Source organism: Acinetobacter sp. YT-02 (assembly GCF_002412355.1).
GTDB classification, from domain to species: Bacteria; Pseudomonadota; Gammaproteobacteria; order Pseudomonadales; family Moraxellaceae; genus Acinetobacter; species Acinetobacter towneri.
On the sequence record NZ_NOZT01000010.1, the window covers coordinates 61,412 to 77,929 of the forward strand.

Annotated in this window: 17 protein-coding genes; 7 read left to right on the forward strand and 10 right to left on the reverse strand. The window is 42.3% G+C overall.

Translation table 11 applies throughout. The features are described from left to right. Position 1: 1 nt before the first annotated feature. A complete protein-coding gene (locus CF596_RS05590; RefSeq protein ID WP_096901480.1) occupies positions 2-832 on the reverse strand; it encodes a copper resistance protein NlpE N-terminal domain-containing protein in 831 nt (276 codons plus the stop codon). 356 nt (positions 833-1,188) lie between these two features. Between CF596_RS05590 and CF596_RS05595 the strand changes: the two genes are divergently transcribed. Then, entirely contained in the window at positions 1,189-1,815 is a 627-nt protein-coding gene (locus tag CF596_RS05595) for a 1-acyl-sn-glycerol-3-phosphate acyltransferase (RefSeq protein WP_004970727.1), read from the forward strand. A 47-nt stretch (positions 1,816-1,862) separates the two neighbouring features. Here CF596_RS05595 and ykgO read toward each other — a convergent pair whose 3' ends face one another. From ykgO to mrdA, 3 genes are all read right to left on the reverse strand, one after another. Next, entirely contained in the window at positions 1,863-1,985 is a 123-nt protein-coding gene (gene ykgO / locus CF596_RS05600) for a type B 50S ribosomal protein L36 (protein ID WP_026438469.1), read from the reverse strand. Positions 1,986-2,090: 105 nt separating this feature from the next. Continuing rightward, the gene (gene rsmD / locus CF596_RS05605) at positions 2,091-2,648 is read right to left on the reverse strand and encodes a 16S rRNA (guanine(966)-N(2))-methyltransferase RsmD (RefSeq protein ID WP_096901481.1); all 558 of its coding nucleotides are present in this window, start codon (positions 2,646-2,648) and stop codon (positions 2,091-2,093) included. 3 nt (positions 2,649-2,651) lie between these two features. After that, complete coding sequence (gene mrdA / locus CF596_RS05610) at positions 2,652-4,742, reverse strand: penicillin-binding protein 2 (protein ID WP_096901482.1); 2,091 nt, start codon at positions 4,740-4,742, stop codon at positions 2,652-2,654. Between the two features lie 254 nt (positions 4,743-4,996). Here mrdA and CF596_RS05615 point away from each other — a divergent pair, with 254 nt between their 5' ends. The 4 genes from CF596_RS05615 to CF596_RS05630 all read left to right on the forward strand — a co-directional run bounded on the left by CF596_RS05615 (position 4,997) and on the right by CF596_RS05630 (position 7,968). After that, complete coding sequence (locus CF596_RS05615; protein WP_004970721.1) at positions 4,997-5,515, forward strand: hypothetical protein; 519 nt, start codon at positions 4,997-4,999, stop codon at positions 5,513-5,515. A gap of 63 nt (positions 5,516-5,578) precedes the next feature. After that, positions 5,579-6,895 carry a hypothetical protein gene (locus tag CF596_RS05620; protein ID WP_004970719.1) on the forward strand — a complete coding sequence of 439 codons (1,317 nt, stop codon included), beginning with the start codon at positions 5,579-5,581 and terminating at the stop codon, positions 6,893-6,895. Between the two features lie 81 nt (positions 6,896-6,976). Then, complete coding sequence (gene adk / locus CF596_RS05625) at positions 6,977-7,636, forward strand: adenylate kinase (RefSeq protein WP_004970717.1); 660 nt, start codon at positions 6,977-6,979, stop codon at positions 7,634-7,636. Between the two features lie 128 nt (positions 7,637-7,764). Next, positions 7,765-7,968, forward strand: a complete 204-nt coding sequence (locus tag CF596_RS05630) for a hypothetical protein (RefSeq protein ID WP_004970716.1) — start codon at positions 7,765-7,767, stop codon at positions 7,966-7,968. 327 nt (positions 7,969-8,295) lie between these two features. Here the strand turns inward: CF596_RS05630 and nth are convergent, their stop codons facing one another. Next, positions 8,296-8,985: an endonuclease III gene (gene nth / locus CF596_RS05640; protein WP_026438446.1), complete on the reverse strand. Its 690-nt coding sequence runs from the start codon at positions 8,983-8,985 to the stop codon at positions 8,296-8,298. Between the two features lie 92 nt (positions 8,986-9,077). Then, on the reverse strand, positions 9,078-9,872 hold the full coding sequence (locus tag CF596_RS05645; RefSeq protein WP_096901483.1) for an RnfABCDGE type electron transport complex subunit B: 795 nt from the start codon (positions 9,870-9,872) through the stop codon (positions 9,078-9,080). A 356-nt stretch (positions 9,873-10,228) separates the two neighbouring features. Here CF596_RS05645 and gdhA point away from each other — a divergent pair, with 356 nt between their 5' ends. Further along, positions 10,229-11,572, forward strand: coding sequence for an NADP-specific glutamate dehydrogenase (gene gdhA / locus CF596_RS05650; protein ID WP_004970711.1), 1,344 nt, complete (start codon positions 10,229-10,231; stop codon positions 11,570-11,572). Between the two features lie 71 nt (positions 11,573-11,643). On the opposite strand, the gene CF596_RS05655 is transcribed toward gdhA, so the two are convergent. The 3 genes from CF596_RS05655 to rlmH all read right to left on the reverse strand — a co-directional run bounded on the left by CF596_RS05655 (position 11,644) and on the right by rlmH (position 13,975). Next, positions 11,644-12,426 (reverse strand): META and DUF4377 domain-containing protein, encoded by a 783-nt coding sequence (locus CF596_RS05655; protein ID WP_096901484.1) that lies wholly within the window; start codon positions 12,424-12,426, stop codon positions 11,644-11,646. Positions 12,427-12,565: 139 nt separating this feature from the next. Continuing rightward, positions 12,566-13,342: a class III extradiol ring-cleavage dioxygenase gene (locus CF596_RS05660; protein ID WP_096901485.1), complete on the reverse strand. Its 777-nt coding sequence runs from the start codon at positions 13,340-13,342 to the stop codon at positions 12,566-12,568. A 150-nt stretch (positions 13,343-13,492) separates the two neighbouring features. Then, a complete protein-coding gene (gene rlmH, locus CF596_RS05665; protein WP_096901486.1) occupies positions 13,493-13,975 on the reverse strand; it encodes a 23S rRNA (pseudouridine(1915)-N(3))-methyltransferase RlmH in 483 nt (160 codons plus the stop codon). 208 nt (positions 13,976-14,183) lie between these two features. Here rlmH and CF596_RS05670 point away from each other — a divergent pair, with 208 nt between their 5' ends. Further along, on the forward strand, positions 14,184-15,098 hold the full coding sequence (locus CF596_RS05670) for a M28 family peptidase (RefSeq protein ID WP_225530199.1): 915 nt from the start codon (positions 14,184-14,186) through the stop codon (positions 15,096-15,098). A gap of 283 nt (positions 15,099-15,381) precedes the next feature. Here CF596_RS05670 and CF596_RS05675 read toward each other — a convergent pair. Continuing rightward, on the reverse strand, positions 15,382-16,518 hold a 1,137-nt coding region (locus tag CF596_RS05675), incomplete at its 5' end, for an IS66 family transposase (RefSeq protein ID WP_096901487.1).

The window sequence follows — 16,518 nt, forward strand, 5'->3', positions numbered from 1 at the left end:
CCTATTTAATTTTGATCACATCTGCCTCTACAGAAGCAGGGTAATGGAAAGACACCTTAATCCATTGTTTTTGTTGTGCAGGAATTGGTTCTAAAAAATGCGGATCGACTACGGCTGCATATTCTTGATATTGCTGATCGACCAAAACCAAGTCATTGGCATGTAATTGTAATGCTTGATCAGATTGATTGTGAATTGCCAGAAAATAATCGTGTGCCATCACAGGGTCGTTTAATTCTTTGACCTCAACATTTTGTACGTGTTCAGCCTGAATATCGACATGCTTCAGGGCATTACTGACTTGCATATTTTCTACAGGATGTAAGAAAACCTGAGTTTCATTTTTCTGCTGATTTTGTGTCTTTTTCTGATTGTATAAACTGAATTTAAGACCGTGCGCTGTGAGTTGAATACGTGCATATGCTTGCCCATTTTCTGTATTGAGCAACCATTCATTTGCCGTGTTTTGCGATGGGTGTTGGTTCTGTTTGTCTTGCTGATTGTTGCCCTGAGCAGCTTGAATCGTTCCCGCCACCTGGTTTTCGCGCTGGCGTTGTTTCGAGCGTTTAATGTCGCTGAGTTGAAAGGTTTGATCATCATTCAGGCGTAAATGAATCACATGCTGTTCACAGTTGTCACAAGGCAATAAGGCTCTAAAGTTACCTGTAGCTTGTCCTGTCCATGAAGTTGCTGAATTTTGAACTTCAGTTTTGGGCGTAATTTGTGGCTCAGAAGGCAAAGCGGATTGATATTCCCTGCTTGGATCAGTTGATCCGCAAGCTACTAAAAATAAGCTAAGTGTACTGAGTGCAATCGGATAACGATTCAGCATAAATGTTCTGAACTTCAAACTTGTCTTGCTGCCACCTTAAACTTTCACCTTGTATCTGAAAAGCCAATTTGCCTTATTTTTAATGAAGATTTGTAGCAAATCATAACAAGCCAGATGTTTTAAAGTTTTAAGTTTCACTTCAAGGATTACATCGGATTAGACCGTAAAAAACTCAGCAAACTGTGCGTAAATTTATATATTTACCATTTTAAACTTGCTTGAATCTAGCAATGAATAAGCGCAAAAACAGTATGATTTTGCATGGAATGACAAAAATAAGATGAGTGCAGGAAATTTTTATACATTTATAAAGTATTTGTTTATTTATTCGTCGTTTTAGACTTTTGTATTTGTCGATGCTTGCTAAAATTCGCACACTTTATTTGGGGTATGCGGTTGTGTTTGAAAAGTTAGCTGAGCGAAGCTTAAATTTAATGGGTTGGGAAATCGACAATCATTGTCCGTTGGAGTTAGACCAATATGTGATGATTGCAGCACCGCATACCAGTAATTGGGATGCGTTATATGCACGTTTAGGGCTTAAAGCTTTGGGCGTTAATGTTCGCCTGACCATTAAAGACAGCTATATGAAATTGCCGTTTGGGCCATTTGTTCGTGCAATGGGTGGTATTGGTATTGACCGTCGTCCGAAAGCACGAGGCGAAGCAAGACCAAGTATGGTTCAGCTCATGACGGACTTATTTAAAACCCATCCTAAATTGGTGATGTTAGTGACGCCTGAAGCCACACGTGCGCGTCAAGAACAATGGAAAACAGGTTTTTATCATGTTGCGCTAAATGCAGGTGTGCCAATTGCTTTGGCGTATATGGATTACGCAAAAAAGAAAACGGGTGTGGGAAAAATTGTGCATCCAACCGGCGATTTTGAAAAAGATATGGCTGAAATCATGGCATTTTATGCGCAGGTTCAAGCAAAATTTCCTGAAAGTTTTAGTGTCGATACACGTTACTATTCAGAATAAGCACACTATTTCAGTGTAATAATCTATCAAAACTAAAAGACAGGGGATTATCCCTGTCTTGCTTTAAAACGTGGATTGGATTTGCAAATCACAAATAATTTGCCACGACGTTTCACAATTTGACAATCGGCACGCGATTTTGCACTTTTTAAAGATGAACGAACTTTCATGAAGATAAACACTACAATATGTAATGTTATAATATTACATTAATAGATGACTCTTGAAAAGTGTCGATAGTCATAAAATTACCGCGTATCTTTTAAGGAGAAAATTTAAACAACACTCTTTTGGTATAAGCCCGCACGTACAGTTCCCGCTTTGCTCTCTTTAACTTTTTGCCAAGTCTGCGGTAATTTTAACAGGTTTAAATCACGATCTGCTTCAACATAAATCAGACCTTGTGCCGCAATGAGTGGATCAGCCAACCCTGCCAATTCTTCCCATAAATCTAAACTATAAGGCGGGTCTAAAAATATCAAATCAAACTGATCTTTTAGTGTCGCCAAAGCATGTTGTGCGGTAGAAACTTTTACTTGTGCTTTGCTTTTATTGACGCGTAATAATTCTAAATTTTGCTGTAAAAACTGTGCTTGTGTACGGTTTGGCTCAATCATGACCACGTGTGCCGCACCGCGAGACAGGGCTTCAAAAGCTAAAGCGCCCGAACCTGAACAGAGGTCTAACACTTTGGCGTTTTGCACATCCCACATTAACCAGTTGAATAAGGTTTCGCGCACTCGGTCGGGCGTAGGGCGTAATCCCTCAATTGAAGCAAAAGCCAACTGACGACGTTTCCATTCTCCACCAATAATGCGTAGTTGATTTTTCATGGCTTAGTCGCTCTCAATTGGGTTAGTGGGTACAACTGCTGTTGGCGCAGTTGCAGGTGGATTGGTTGGAGCTGAACTCGGAGTAGTTTGCGAAGGATTTGGGTTGAGCGCAGGGTGATTGGTTGCTGTATTCGGATTATTCACGTTATTCGTATTTGGTGCAGTAGATGAAGGGACTTCACCACTTGGCAATTCACTTGGTTTTAAACCTGCAGTCATTAAGCCACCACTCACTTGTGCGGCAGATGGACGAATTGGCTTTTTATTTTTATTCAGTAACCAATAGTCTAAAATTGGACGCGCCAAAGCCGTTGCTGCAGAACCACCGCGACCATTTTCTAGAATGATGGCAATTGCGATTTCAGGGTTTTCGGCAGGAGCGAAGCCAACAAATAAACCGTGGTCAAGCTGACGGTCGGTCAATAAGGCTTCGTTATAGCGTTTACCTTGCGCAATACTTTTAACCTGTGCTGTACCTGTTTTACCTGCAACTGAATATTGCAAGCCGCCTTTAATCCCTTTACCTGTACCTGATTGAATCACATCAACCATGGCATCACGCATTTTAATCCAGTCTTCTTCTGTGCCGTTAAAGTCAATTTTTCCGTTGGTACCATTGTGAACTTTAAATGGTTTCGCGCCACGACTTTCACGTAACACGTGCGGTGTGACTTTAAATCCTTTGTTGGCGGTGATGGCGGTGGCCATTGCTAATTGCAATGGTGTCGAGGTAAATGCACCCTGACCAATACTGACGGAAATTGTTTCACCTTTCATCCATTTGGCTTTGCGCGTACGCATTTTCCAGTCCGGGTTTGGGTAGAGTCCTGTGCTTTCACTTGGTAAATCGACCCCAGTTTTTTCACTAAAGCCAAATTGACGCATCCAGTCGTTCATTTTTTCAATGCCCATGCGATACGACAATACATAGAAGTAGGTATCACACGACACGACTTGAGCTTTGTGCATATCGACAATGCCATGCCCAGTTTTTTTATGGTCACGGAAACGGTGGCTGTCGCCTGGTAAAGTGAAATAACCATAATCCTGAATGGCGGTTTTCCAGTCGACATAGCCATAATGAATACCGCCTAAACCAAACATCGGCTTAATGGTAGAACCCGGTGGATAAACACCTTGTACTGCACGGTTATAGAGTGGTTGATCTAAATTATCGCGTAAGGCAGAGTAGTCGGTATGGCTAATACCTGTGACAAATAAGTTAGGGTTAAAACTCGGACTGGAGACTAAAGCTAAAATTTCACCTGTACGTGGGTCAAGTGCCACAATTGCACCACGGCGTTCTGCCAGTTGTTCAGAGGCGACCACTTGCAAGCCATAATCCAATGACAAAAACAAATCATTGCCACGTACAGGGTCTTTACGTCCTAAATTGCGCAGCACATTACCATGTGCATCGGCTTCTACAGATTCGTTGCCGGGTACGCCATGTAGCAAGTGCTCATACGATTTCTCCACCCCAATTTTGCCAATCAAGTTGGTGCCTGCATAAGCATCTTTGTCAATTTCTTTCAGTTCTTTGTCGTTAATGCGCCCGACATAACCAATCACGTGCGCAAATAAGTCACCATGCGGATAGTAACGTGTCATCTGGGTTTCAATATTGACCCCAGGGAACTGAAATTTAACTTCACTAAAACGGGCAATATCCGATTCATTTAAATTCAGCTTGATCGATACACGTTCAGTTTTACGTGAAGTTTTAATCCGACTTTTAAAGCGATCGATATCTTCTTCTGTCAGTTGTAAAACAGGTGTCAGTCGCGCAATGGTATCGTCAATATCTTCAACATCTGCACGGCTTAAAGTGGCTGAGAACACAGGGTAGTTATCTGCCAATAACACACCATTGCGGTCATAAATATAACCACGTGCAGGTGCGAGTGGTTGTAGCCGAATTCGGTTTTTATCTGATGCAGTCGCAAATTCATCGTAGCCACTAATTTGTAAAAAGGCATAACGAGCCACCAACAGCAGCAAGAAAAAAACCACAACACCCACCGAAAAAAAGATGCGATTGCGAAAAATACGCTTCTCTTGCTGAGCATTTTTTAACGGATAGTGTTGTTTCATACAAAAATTGGCTTAACAAAAATGAGGGAGAACGAATTTGGACTATTCTAACGCATCTATTGGCAATTTTGAGTAACCATGTTTGACTGAATTGCCCGATTTAACCTAGAAGATGGGCGCAATCTTAATTTTTGACTTTAGCGACATCAAAATTGTAATTTGCTGTATATAAGAATCCTGACAATTCTGCTAGAGTCAAAACACGAAAACAGGACTGTTTTTAAAATTAAAACAAATGGACACTGGTGACAATAATGACAAAAGTCTATTCTTTCGTGGCATTACTTGCCTTTTCAAGTTTTAGCTTTGCTGGGAACACTACTTTTTTACCTGAAGCAAAAATTAGCGCAGATAGCGCAAAAACCTGGAATGTAGGGGCGGGTATTACCCAAAAATTACTGCATTTGAATGGTGAATGGGTCAATCCTTATGGCATTGCCTATCTAAAAGCGGGGGCTTTTTTAAATGGTGACCATGAAGTCGGTGGGCAAACAGGTTTTCGTTACCCATACCACCTCACAGGTAAAGACAAAAATGGTTATTATATTGGCGCTTACGCAGGACACCTAGAATCTAAATGGGTGGATGGTGAAGAAAAAGCGCGTTTAGGTGCGGGCATTGATCTGGCTTATGTATTACTGAGCCCTGAACGCATCAGTAGCTTTAGTGTTGGCATTGGCGCAGGTGAAAAATTGGAAGATCGACAAGGGCGAGTGATTGCGGAAACTGAGCCTAGACTACAATTTTCCTATACGCTCAGTATGGGTTTGTAGTCAGAATAGTGACTTTTAACTACTTTAGAATCTTGTAATTAGAACTAAATATGGAAAAAATGCATGCTTGAGTACGTCAATCAGTTGTGGCAAACCTTTTTGAATCGTCCAGATTTTTGGGCCGTGCTCAGTATTATTCCTGTGACTGCTTTTGTGACTTGGGCGCACGTGTGGATGGCACTAAAAATGGTGTTCTATCCAATTAGCTTTTGGGGCTTTCACCTTGGGCCTATTCCTGTGGGATGGCAGGGGATTGTACCGCGTAAAGCAGGGCGTATTTCAGGCATCATTACCGATAACACATTGTCAAAATTAGGTTCATTGCGTGAGTTTCTCAATGCTATGGACCCTGAAGATATGGCGCGTATTATTGGTGAGCAAGTGGGTTTTGAACTTGAGCACTTAATTGATGAGGTCATGTTAGACCGCAATGCTGTGCTTTGGGAAAACCTACCGTATTCGATTAAACGCCGTATTTACGCACAGGCGCATAAACAATTGCCAGGTGTGCTGCGTGAATTGGTGACTGAACTGACCTTGAATGTTGAATCCTTGGTGGATATGCGTGAAATGGTGGTCAGCCAAATGGAAGGTGATCGCCGCTTAATGGTGCGTATGTTCCTAAAAGTCGGTCAAAAAGAAATTAACTTTATTTGGCATATCAGTGCATTGATTGGGATGTTCTTTGGTATTTTCCAAATGATTGTTTGGTTTCTTGTACCATGGCACTGGACGGTTCCATTTTGGGCGGCAATTTGGGGCTTCTTGACCAACTGGATTGCGATTTGGATGGTATTTAACCCAGTCGAACCACATTACGTGAAATATCCGCAGTTCTTTAAATTGACTGAAAATCGTCAATTTCCATGGATTAAGCCAGTGATTCCACGCATTGGGACTTATAATATTCAGGGTGCGTTCATGAAACGCCAAGAAGAAGTCTCGGATGTGTTTGCAACGGTAGTCACAGAAGATCTGATTACGTTAAAATCGATTATGACTGAAATGATGTATGGCAGTAAAAAAGACAAAACCCGCCGTATTGTCAAACGCCACATCAACGAAATTATGGAAACACCATTGGTTCGTACCTCTTTACAGTTGTCTTTGGGGCCAAAAGAGTATGCCAAACTCAAGACTGACTTGATTGATCGTTCGATTGAAATTACGATGGTGCCTGTATGCGACCCTGCCTTTAATGCGAGCCGTGCACAGAAAATTTATCAAATGTTCAGAGATCGTATTCGTGAACTGACGCCAAAAGAATTCCAGAATCTCTTGCGTCCTGCCTTTCAGGAAGATGAGTGGATTTTAATTGTCTTGGGTGGTGTAACTGGTTTTATTGCTGGTTTAATACATTTGTTTGTCGCTTTCTTATAAGAGGATGCTGGCTGCGTAAAGGGCGATGGCTCTGATATGCAACGAGTGTCAAATACATTGTTAAAATGAGGATGTTTTTTTATGCGCATTATCTTACTCGGACCACCTGGAGCAGGTAAAGGTACACAAGCTCAGTTGATCTGTAAGCGCTACAATATCCCACAAATTTCAACCGGTGATATGCTCCGTGCTGCAATTCGTGAAGGTACTGAATTAGGTCTACAAGCCAAAAGCGTCATGGACGGTGGCGGTTTGGTATCTGATGAACTGATCATTGGCTTAGTGAAAGAGCGTATTGCGCAGCCAGATTGCGTGAATGGTTGTATTTTTGATGGTTTCCCTCGCACTATTCCACAAGCTGAAGCCTTGGAAAGCGAAGGCATCAATATCGACCACGTGATTGAAATTGATGTTGCAGACGAAGAAATCGTACAACGTTTGTCTGGTCGTCGTCAGCACCCTGCATCTGGTCGTATTTATCACCTTGTTTACAATCCACCAAAAGTGGAAGGTAAAGATGACGAAACTGGCGAAGATTTGGTTCAACGTCCAGATGACCAAGAAGAAACCATTCGTAAGCGTTTAAAAGCGTATCACTCAGAAACTGAGCAATTGGTTGGCTTCTATCAAGGTCGTGCTGCTTCTGGTGAAAATGCACCAAGCTATAACAAATTGAATGGTCTTCGTCCAATTGAAGAAGTTCAAGCAGATTTGTTTGCTATTTTAGACCAAGCAAAATAAGTCTAGGTCTTAGACCAAGTCTGTTTAAAAGAAAATAAAATCGTTTAAACAGGCTGCTTGTTTTGACTTTAAAAGAGTCCTGATTCATATTAGGGCTCTTTTTATTTGTGTCAGTTTGGGAGAGTGCTTTGCAACATGCTGCTGTGATCATCATGTTATTGGCAAGTATTGCCGTTTTAGGCTTTCTTGTTTTTGTGAGCTATAAGTTGTTGCGCAACACACAAGCTCAGAATTCGGCTGAAAAAAAATCAGGCAAGCACTATCAATTGCATCCGAAACTTAAACAACAGCAAGAGCAACAACGTCAGTCTGAAGATTCTCAGGATAAATAAACCATCACACATCTGCAAAAGATTGCAATTTTAAATTTGGGCAGTTTTTATAAAACCTTATGAAAAAGAATAAAATTCTATTAATAATTCTTGTGGTTGGTATTATTACTTTAGGTATTGTAATTTTTATAAAATCTCAAGCAGTTACAGAGACAAAAAGATTAGGTAACGGTGAAAATACCAACCATGAAGAAACAAGTTCATCTCTGTACAATCTTGTGCATAGATTGCACAGTTATCCACACTATTTTGGATGATTCGCATTGCTTTGATGATCTAGCATGTCATCAATAAGTTTAGATCACTTTGGAAACTCTACCGAAGTACTTACTTAGATACAGAGTTGTGATGAATTTCATGCAGCGTGATATGCCGATGCGCGCCAAATTCAAAGCGATCAGGCCAGTTACACACATCTGACACCACACATTCACCACATTTAGGCTTACGCGCAATACAACAATAACGGCCATGTAAAATCAACCAGTGATGTGAGTCAATTAAAAACTCTTTAGGAATGACTTTAATTAAACGGTGTTCGACTTCTAAAACATTTTTACCCACAGCTAAACCTGTACGGTTACCTAAGCGGAAAATATGTGTATCGACCGCCATGGTTGGCTGTCCAAACGCGGTATTTAAGACCACATTGGCAGTTTTACGTCCCACGCCAGGCAAGGCTTCTAAATCGGCACGATTATCAGGCACGATGCTGCCGTGTTTTTCGATGAGAATTTTGCAGGTTTTAATGACATTTTCTGCTTTGGAATTATACAACCCGATGGTTTTAATATATTCCTTTAAACCTTCCACACCTAAGGCATAAATCGCTTCGGGCGTATTGGCAACAGGAAACAGTTTGTCGGTGGCTTTATTGACGCTGACATCGGTCGCTTGTGCAGATAAGGTCACCGCAATCAGCAATTCAAATGGATTGGAAAAATTCAGTTCAGTGGTCGGATTTGGGCGTTGTTCACGTAAGCGCTCAAAAAAAGTCTGAATTTGCTTTTTGGTCATATTTTTAGACGGCTTTTCTTTGAGCGTGGTGCTTTTGGCAGTCGTTGTTTTAACCGCTTTATTGGTCAGACGTGTCTTTCTTTCGGGCATGTTTATGCTCCTAATTCACGTAACTGTTGTTGTAAATTGGTTAGTAATAGCCGTTTTTTCTCATCGTCACGCACACTGAGTTGTTTTTCGAGTTTTTTAATTTGTGTGCGTAATTTTGCCAGTTCGATGGTGGTTTGTGCATCGGCAGTGGAAATCTGTTCATTTTTTTGCACAGGCAATTCAATCACAGGCACAGCAGCATCGGCTTGTGCAGAAAATTGAGCAAACAGTTCGGTATCAATTTCTGCACGTACCACAGGGCCTTTACGGTGCAGACGACGTTGTTCTTCACGTTGTATGTGGGCGTAGTAGCGTTGGCGTAAATCATTCTGTTCTGCCACTCGTGCGCTATCAGAAAGCAGGGGTTGTGTATCTTCTACCAAGTCAATGCAATCGACAGGGCAAGGCGGAATACACAATTCACAGCCCGTACATAAATCAGTCAAAATGCTGTGCATGAGTTTGCCTGAGCCTAAAATGGCATCGACAGGGCAGGCATTAATACATTTGGTACAACCAATGCACTCATCTTCACGAATTAGGGCTTTCATACGCTGTGGGCGTCCATCTGCCTGCACAGGCCAAACACTGGCTTCTGCGGTCAATACAGGGCGTTGCAGTAAGTTTGCTAGTGCATCTGCAACAGGTTGTCCACCGGGTACGCATTTATTGGCCGCTTCGCCTTCTGCAATCGCTTTGGCGTAGGGTAAACAGCCATCACGGTGACCACATAAGCCACATTGAGTTTGAGGGAGCTGCGCATCAATATTTTGAATCAGAGCAATTTGCGAATTCATGGACAAACCAATGCCACTTTAACAGCAGCAGAAAAACGGAAGATAAGGCTAGGGGGAAATTCTAGGTCGATGATTTTAGCACGATTTTTGCTTTTAGGCTTGTGCGCAAATTAAGAACAACAATTGCTAGCTTTTTGGGCAAAAATGCTCAAAACTATGAATTAATTTGTTACATTAACTTATGGGCTTAACACGCTAAAAAATAAGTTAAATTTATGAAAATACAAATGTTTTAAAGTTTTTTGAAAAAAACTATTGTAGATTGTTAACAAAAGATATTTAATATTTTGCGCCAAAATATATCATTGATTGAAATTTTGACCAATTTTGATCCATTTTCTGCTGAGGATTAAGCGTTGAAATACAACAGCCTTAACGAATTCCTAGATTACGTTAAAACACGTGATGCACATCAACCAGAGTTTCTACAAGCTGTAGAAGAAGTAATGACCAGCCTTTGGCCGTTCATTGAAAAGAACCCTCAATATGCAGCACATGGTTTGCTTGAGCGTTTGGTTGAGCCTGAGCGTGCAATTCAGTTCCGCGTTTCTTGGGTAGATGACCAAGGTCAAACCCACGTAAACCGTGCATTCCGTGTACAGTACAACTCAGCAATTGGTCCATTTAAAGGTGGTATGCGTTTCCACCCATCAGTGAACCTTTCAATTTTAAAATTCTTAGGTTTTGAACAAACCTTTAAAAATGCTTTGACTACATTGCCAATGGGCGGTGGTAAAGGTGGTTCAGACTTTGACCCTAAAGGTAAGTCTGAAGGCGAAATTATGCGTTTCTGCCAAGCCTTAATGATCGAGTTATATCGTCATTTAGGTTCTAACACGGATATTCCTGCGGGTGATATTGGTGTAGGCGGTCGTGAAGTGGGTTACATGGCGGGTATGATGAAGAAGCTCAGCAATGACACTTCATGTGTATTCACAGGTAAAGGCTTGTCTTTCGGTGGTTCTTTGGCGCGTCCAGAAGCTACAGGTTACGGTACTGTGTATTTCGCTGAGGAAATGCTCAAGACTCGTGGCGATTGCTTTAAAGATAAAGTCGTTGCGATTTCTGGTTCAGGCAACGTTGCACAATTTGCTGCAGACAAAGCAATGTACTTGGGTGCGAAAGTAGTTTCACTTTCTGACTCGAATGGTACTGTGTACGTGAAAGAAGGTTTCACGCCAGAATTACTTGCTGAAGTGATGGAGCTTAAAAACGTAAAACGTGGTCGTATTTCTGAATTTGCGTCTAAGCACGGTTTTGAATACCTTGAAGGTCAACGTCCTTGGGGTATTAAATGTGATATCGCGCTTCCATGTGCGACTCAAAACGAACTTGATGCGAATGATGCAGCAGCGCTTCTTGCAAACGGCGTAATCTGTGTTGCTGAAGGTGCGAACATGCCTTCTACACTTGAAGCGGTTGAGAAATTCGTTGAAGCGAAAATTCTTTATGCGCCAGGTAAAGCATCTAACGCCGGTGGTGTAGCAACTTCTGGTCTGGAAATGTCTCAAAACGCATTGCGTTTAGGCTGGACTTTCGAAGAAGTTGATGAGCGCTTACACGCAATCATGAAAGAAATTCACCGCAACTGCGTAAAATTCGGTACGAAAGAAGACGGTACCGTGAACTATGTAGACGGCGCAAACATCGCTGGCTTCGTAAAAGTTGCTGATGCAATGCTTTCTCAAGGCGTATTCTAAGTCTGACTGAGTTTAAGCTTGAAAAAAAACCGAGGTGAATGCCTCGGTTTTTTTATATTGCGATTTTATCGTTATAGAGTGCCTTTGACTGCTTCACGCTCTACGGTCATGTCGAATACATAGGCATATTTAGACTGGTCAGCTGCCGGATTTTTAATTTCATAACGTTTTACCCGAATAATCTGACGCTCATTCGATGAATGCTGAAAACCTTCGATCTGATCGTAAAATAAAGTCCAGTCTTTATCGACCTGAGTCTTTAAGCCTTTTTCATCATATTTGATTTCTTTCACCAGTAAGCAGGTTTGCTGAGCTACACCCGTACAGGCTTTAGTCTGTGACGAAACTTCCAGGAAAATGGTTTCTGCCTGACCTTGGTATTTGGTTTCCGGTGTCATTTTTCCGGTAAAGACATATTTTTGACCATCAGCTGCAGTAATACTCAGTTTTGGCTGATTGGCATCATTTAGATCCAGACTAAACGGAATATTACGCTTTTGCAGAAGCTGGCTGATAAAACGTTCCTGTTCCATTAATGGTGCATCACATGCCATCATGGTGCCCATCATGTCACCCGTACTCAGGGTATTATCTTTAACAGTCCAGCTCGTGCCAAGGCCATTACAGCCAGAAGCTACACTTAGTCTGCCTCGTTGATCAAAGCTCAGAACAATCGGGCGTTGCAGCCCACGATCAAGTTCCCAGGTATAAGCGGGCAAAATTTGTGTAGGCGTTTTTAATGTGGTGGATAGAGTAGAAATAGCTGGATCTCCTGAAGTGGCAGGAAGATGTGAAGATTGACATGCAGTTAAAGCCAAAGGGAGCAGGGCAAGCGCAAAAATACTGAATTTCATTGGTTTATATTCTATGTGCTAAAGTTTCAACGTGATTATAATCAAGAGATTAACAAAAAATATGGATACAAATCGTAGCTTTTGCTAACAAAATGTATCCAAATTAAAAAGTCAGATTTTAAATAAGCGGAGCTATCGGTTAGTCAAAACGATAAATATCCATACCGAGTGAACCCATGCTAAAGCTGCTATGTACAATGTTAAATCGATCTCCCGTACCCATTGCAAAAAACAGCGGTGCAAAGTGTTCTAGGGTTGGGTGATTACGTGCTACATGTGGCAATTGTTGCCAATCTAGTACTGCATCATAATTGCGATGACTTAAATGCTGCACCACACGATTACGGAAACTAGATGCCCATTCAGGCACAGCCGCATTGGGTGTATTCCATGATAATTCACGTAAGTTATGGGTGATACTGCCTGAGCCAATCAGTAAAATTTGCTGTTCACGTAATGGCGCTAAACTTTGCCCAATGTGATAAATCTGTTCGGCGCTCATATTCATGGGCAAAGAAATGGTAATCACTGGAATATTGGCATCGGGATACATGTGTAGTAATGGCATCCATACGCCATGATCATGCGGGCGTGTGCTGTTGGCATGGGCAGCAAAGCCCGCATCAGCCAAACGCTGCAAAATATCTTCTGCCAGTTCAGGTAAGCCAGGTGCAGGGTAGCGCAGGGCGTACAAGGCTTCAGGAAAACCACGGAAGTCATGCCATGTTTCAGGGCGAATACCTGTGTTGACCTCCAGTGCATTACTTTCCCAATGCGCCGACATCACCACAATGGCTTGCGGTGTTGGCAAATTTTCACTTAAACGGCTGAGTGCAGGCCCGACCTGTTCAGGATTGAGTGCCAACATGGGCGAACCATGTGAGATAAATAAACCGGGTAATGTCTGTAAGTTCATGCCTAGATCCCTAAAGCCTGCTGTTCTACAGCATCGCAAAAAAGTGTGTATAGCGAAATGTACTTTTGTTCAACGCTATGTTGCAGCTTTGCAACGTCGTTTGAGTTGAAGATATTTTGATAACTCAACGTACAAATTGAATAAGTTGATTTAACCTGCACGATGATAAGGATGGTTGTGGTTGATGCTCATAGCACGGTATAGCTGCTCAATCAGCATCACGCGAACTAAAGGGTGTGGCAAAGTTAGTTTGGATAATGACCAATGCCATGCTGCTGCTTTACGTACTGCTTCAGAGTGACCATCTGGTCCACCAATCGCAAGCACGACATCATTGCCTTCTAGCATCCAGCCTTTCATGGTTTCTGCAAGTTTTTCGGTGCTGAACTCTTTGCCGCCCACTTCCAAGGCAATTAACACCTCATTGTTTTTCATGGCATTTAAAATGCTATCACCTTCAATTTGGCGATATTTTAGAATATCGGCCTCAGAATCATTTTTGCCACGTTTCGCCATTGGCAGTTCGACAATTTGAGTCTGCACAAAAGGCTGAATCCGCTTGAAATAATCTTCAAAACCAGTCAGCACCCAAGCAGGCATTTTTTGTCCAATGGTCAGAATGCGAATTTTCATAGGCGAGTTCATGTAGCGATCAATCAGAATCTCGCATTATAACCATGATTCAACACAAGCGCTGTGTAACGACACAATTTGCAATTGAATTTGCCAACAGGCTGTTGCTTTAATACTCAGCAATCTTATTGGTCTTTTTTGTCTTGGAATTATCAGCATGCGCGCGTTTCAAAGTCAGCAGTTATATTCATGGATATTGGGCGCGGGTATGGGATTGATGACCACTGCTACATTTGCTGTGCCTGAGGCTCAATGGGCAGAACCAAACAATTTGCAAGTCTATATGCAGCAAGTGATTGGGCAGCAGGGTTTGGGTAATTCCGAACAGTATCGTCATTATAAAAATGTGATTGAACTGAATCGGGTTTCGGCATGGATTCGGGAACAAATGCGAGTATTTGGAATTCCGTGTCAATTTCAAAATTATGTGGTCAATCAGCAAAGCTACCGCAATGTGGTGTGCAAATTGAATATCGGTGCTGCGCAAAAAACGATTTTTGGTGCGCATTACGATGTTTATGGGCAGCAGCAGGGGGCAAATGACAACGCTTCTGGCGTTGCAGGTGTAATCGAAACAGCACGAATTTTGGCGCAGGAAAAGAATAAACTTAGTCAAAATGTTGAATTTGTTTTTTATACCTTGGCAGAGCCACCATTTTTTAAAACCGAGTCGATGGGCAGTTTTATACATGCCAAATCTGTGCAGGCTGAAAAGGAAAAAATCCGTGCGGTGTATGTGCTGGATATGATTGGTTATTACGATAAAAATTTGGTGCAAAATTACCCAATCGGTTTAAAGTGGATTTACCCAAGTCATGGCAATTTTATTGTGGCATTGAGTAATATGCAATCACGTGAAATGAGTGCAAGCTATTGCAATACGATGCAGCGTTTGAACCAGTTGCAATGTGAGCGCGTGGTGGCACCGACTTTCATCAAGGGTATAGATTTTTCAGATCATTTAAATTATTGGAAATATGATATTCCAGCTATTTTAATTACCGATACGGGCAGTTATCGCAGCTCACTTCGCCACACCACAGGTGATACTTTAAAAACAGTAAATTTTGAAAAAATGGCACATGTCGTGAATGGCTTGGTTGCACAGATTTTATCACCTTGATGATTGATCGCAGCGCATAAAAAACGCAGCCCTGAATTGAAATAGGACTGCGGTTAAAAGGTCATCCACCTGGAGATATGGATGACCAGACCATGAAGCACGCTTCAATCAAAAGCGTCTGATCAATTTATCGGTCTAAATAGACCAAACAAGAAACATACAGCGCGATGTATCTTAAATTTATATATGTGGATGGTTTGCCTATTTTTCAAGGAAATTGAATTAAAAACAGACTATCCATTTTAAAAATAAGTAAGCGTCCGCTGAACCCCATGCCTATTTTTTAATTTGAGTTGGATTTCCAGCGATGTGGCAGTAATTCTTCTATTTGGGTCGCTTTATGCGTCGGCAGCCTTTTCAGCACATCACTGAGATAGGCATACGGATCCAACCCATTCAGCTTTGCTGACTGGATTAAAGTCATGATATTTGCCGCTCGCTGTCCACTGCGCAGCGAACCTGCAAACAACCAGTTCTTACGGCCCAATGCCCAGGGACGCATTGAGTTCTCTGCCCAGTTATTGTCAATGGGTAGATTGCCATCATCCAGATAGCGGCTTAAGGCTGGCCAACGCTTCAGACTGTAATTGATGGCCTTGGCGGTTGGAGAACTCGATGGCACCGTCAGATCATGTTGGTTGAGCCATTCATACAGTTGTTGCATCACCGGTTGGCTGTGCTGTTGTCGGTATTCGCGGCGGTGTTCTGCTGTACTATCGGTCTTTTTCCTGAGTTCTGCTTCTATAGCATACAGTTTCTGAATCAGCACTAATGCCTGTTCAGCGATCTGACTTTTCCCAGTCACATGTAGCTCATGGAATTTACGACGTGCATGCGCCATGCAGCCCACCTCAATGACATCGCCTGATTTAAAGCGTGCTTTATAACCACTGTAATCATCACAGACCAGATGGCCCTGCCAGCCATTCAGGAACTCTTCTGCATGCTGACCTGAACGGCTATCCTGAAAGTCATAGATCACCGCTTGAACTGGATTGTACTGTGTAGTGGCATAGGCCCAGACATAACCTTTCTTCGGTTTTTTCTCATCATCACCCATCCGCATGATGGTGACCGGCGTTTCATCGGCATGGATCACCCGCTGTTGCAGCACCACCTGTTTTAAGGCATTGGCCAGAGGTTCCAGTTCCACACCGCAGCGACCAATCCAGTCAGATAAAGTAGATCTGGACAGATCAATGCCCGCCCGCTGATAGATCAGGCGCTGACGGTACAGCGGCAAATGATCGGCATACTTCGATACCAGCACATGGCTGAGCAGTTCAGGACTGGCAATACCTTTATCAATCACATAGGCGGGCATCGCTTGCTGAGTCAGGGTGTCGCACTGATCACAGACCCATTTGCCACGTACATGCTGTTCCTTATAGAACTGTGCCGGTCTGAAATGCAGTTTTTC

What these genes read in the sequence shown, in the direction of transcription:
- mrdA (WP_096901482.1), bottom strand. Translation starts at nt 4,742, where the DNA reads ATGAAACAACACTATCCGTTAAAAAATGCTCAGCAAGAGAAGCGTATT.
- ykgO (WP_026438469.1), bottom strand. Translation starts at nt 1,985, where the DNA reads ATGAAAGTTCGTTCATCTTTAAAAAGTGCAAAATCGCGTGCCGATTGT.
- CF596_RS05670 (WP_225530199.1), top strand. Translation starts at nt 14,184, where the DNA reads ATGGGATTGATGACCACTGCTACATTTGCTGTGCCTGAGGCTCAATGG.
- adk (WP_004970717.1), top strand. Translation starts at nt 6,977, where the DNA reads ATGCGCATTATCTTACTCGGACCACCTGGAGCAGGTAAAGGTACACAA.
- CF596_RS05615 (WP_004970721.1), top strand. Translation starts at nt 4,997, where the DNA reads ATGACAAAAGTCTATTCTTTCGTGGCATTACTTGCCTTTTCAAGTTTT.
- CF596_RS05620 (WP_004970719.1), top strand. Translation starts at nt 5,579, where the DNA reads ATGCTTGAGTACGTCAATCAGTTGTGGCAAACCTTTTTGAATCGTCCA.
- CF596_RS05645 (WP_096901483.1), bottom strand. Translation starts at nt 9,872, where the DNA reads ATGAATTCGCAAATTGCTCTGATTCAAAATATTGATGCGCAGCTCCCT.
- nth (WP_026438446.1), bottom strand. Translation starts at nt 8,985, where the DNA reads ATGACCAAAAAGCAAATTCAGACTTTTTTTGAGCGCTTACGTGAACAA.
- CF596_RS05655 (WP_096901484.1), bottom strand. Translation starts at nt 12,426, where the DNA reads ATGAAATTCAGTATTTTTGCGCTTGCCCTGCTCCCTTTGGCTTTAACT.
- rsmD (WP_096901481.1), bottom strand. Translation starts at nt 2,648, where the DNA reads ATGAAAAATCAACTACGCATTATTGGTGGAGAATGGAAACGTCGTCAG.
- CF596_RS05590 (WP_096901480.1), bottom strand. Translation starts at nt 832, where the DNA reads ATGCTGAATCGTTATCCGATTGCACTCAGTACACTTAGCTTATTTTTA.
- CF596_RS05595 (WP_004970727.1), top strand. Translation starts at nt 1,189, where the DNA reads ATGCTTGCTAAAATTCGCACACTTTATTTGGGGTATGCGGTTGTGTTT.
- CF596_RS05660 (WP_096901485.1), bottom strand. Translation starts at nt 13,342, where the DNA reads ATGAACTTACAGACATTACCCGGTTTATTTATCTCACATGGTTCGCCC.
- rlmH (WP_096901486.1), bottom strand. Translation starts at nt 13,975, where the DNA reads ATGAAAATTCGCATTCTGACCATTGGACAAAAAATGCCTGCTTGGGTG.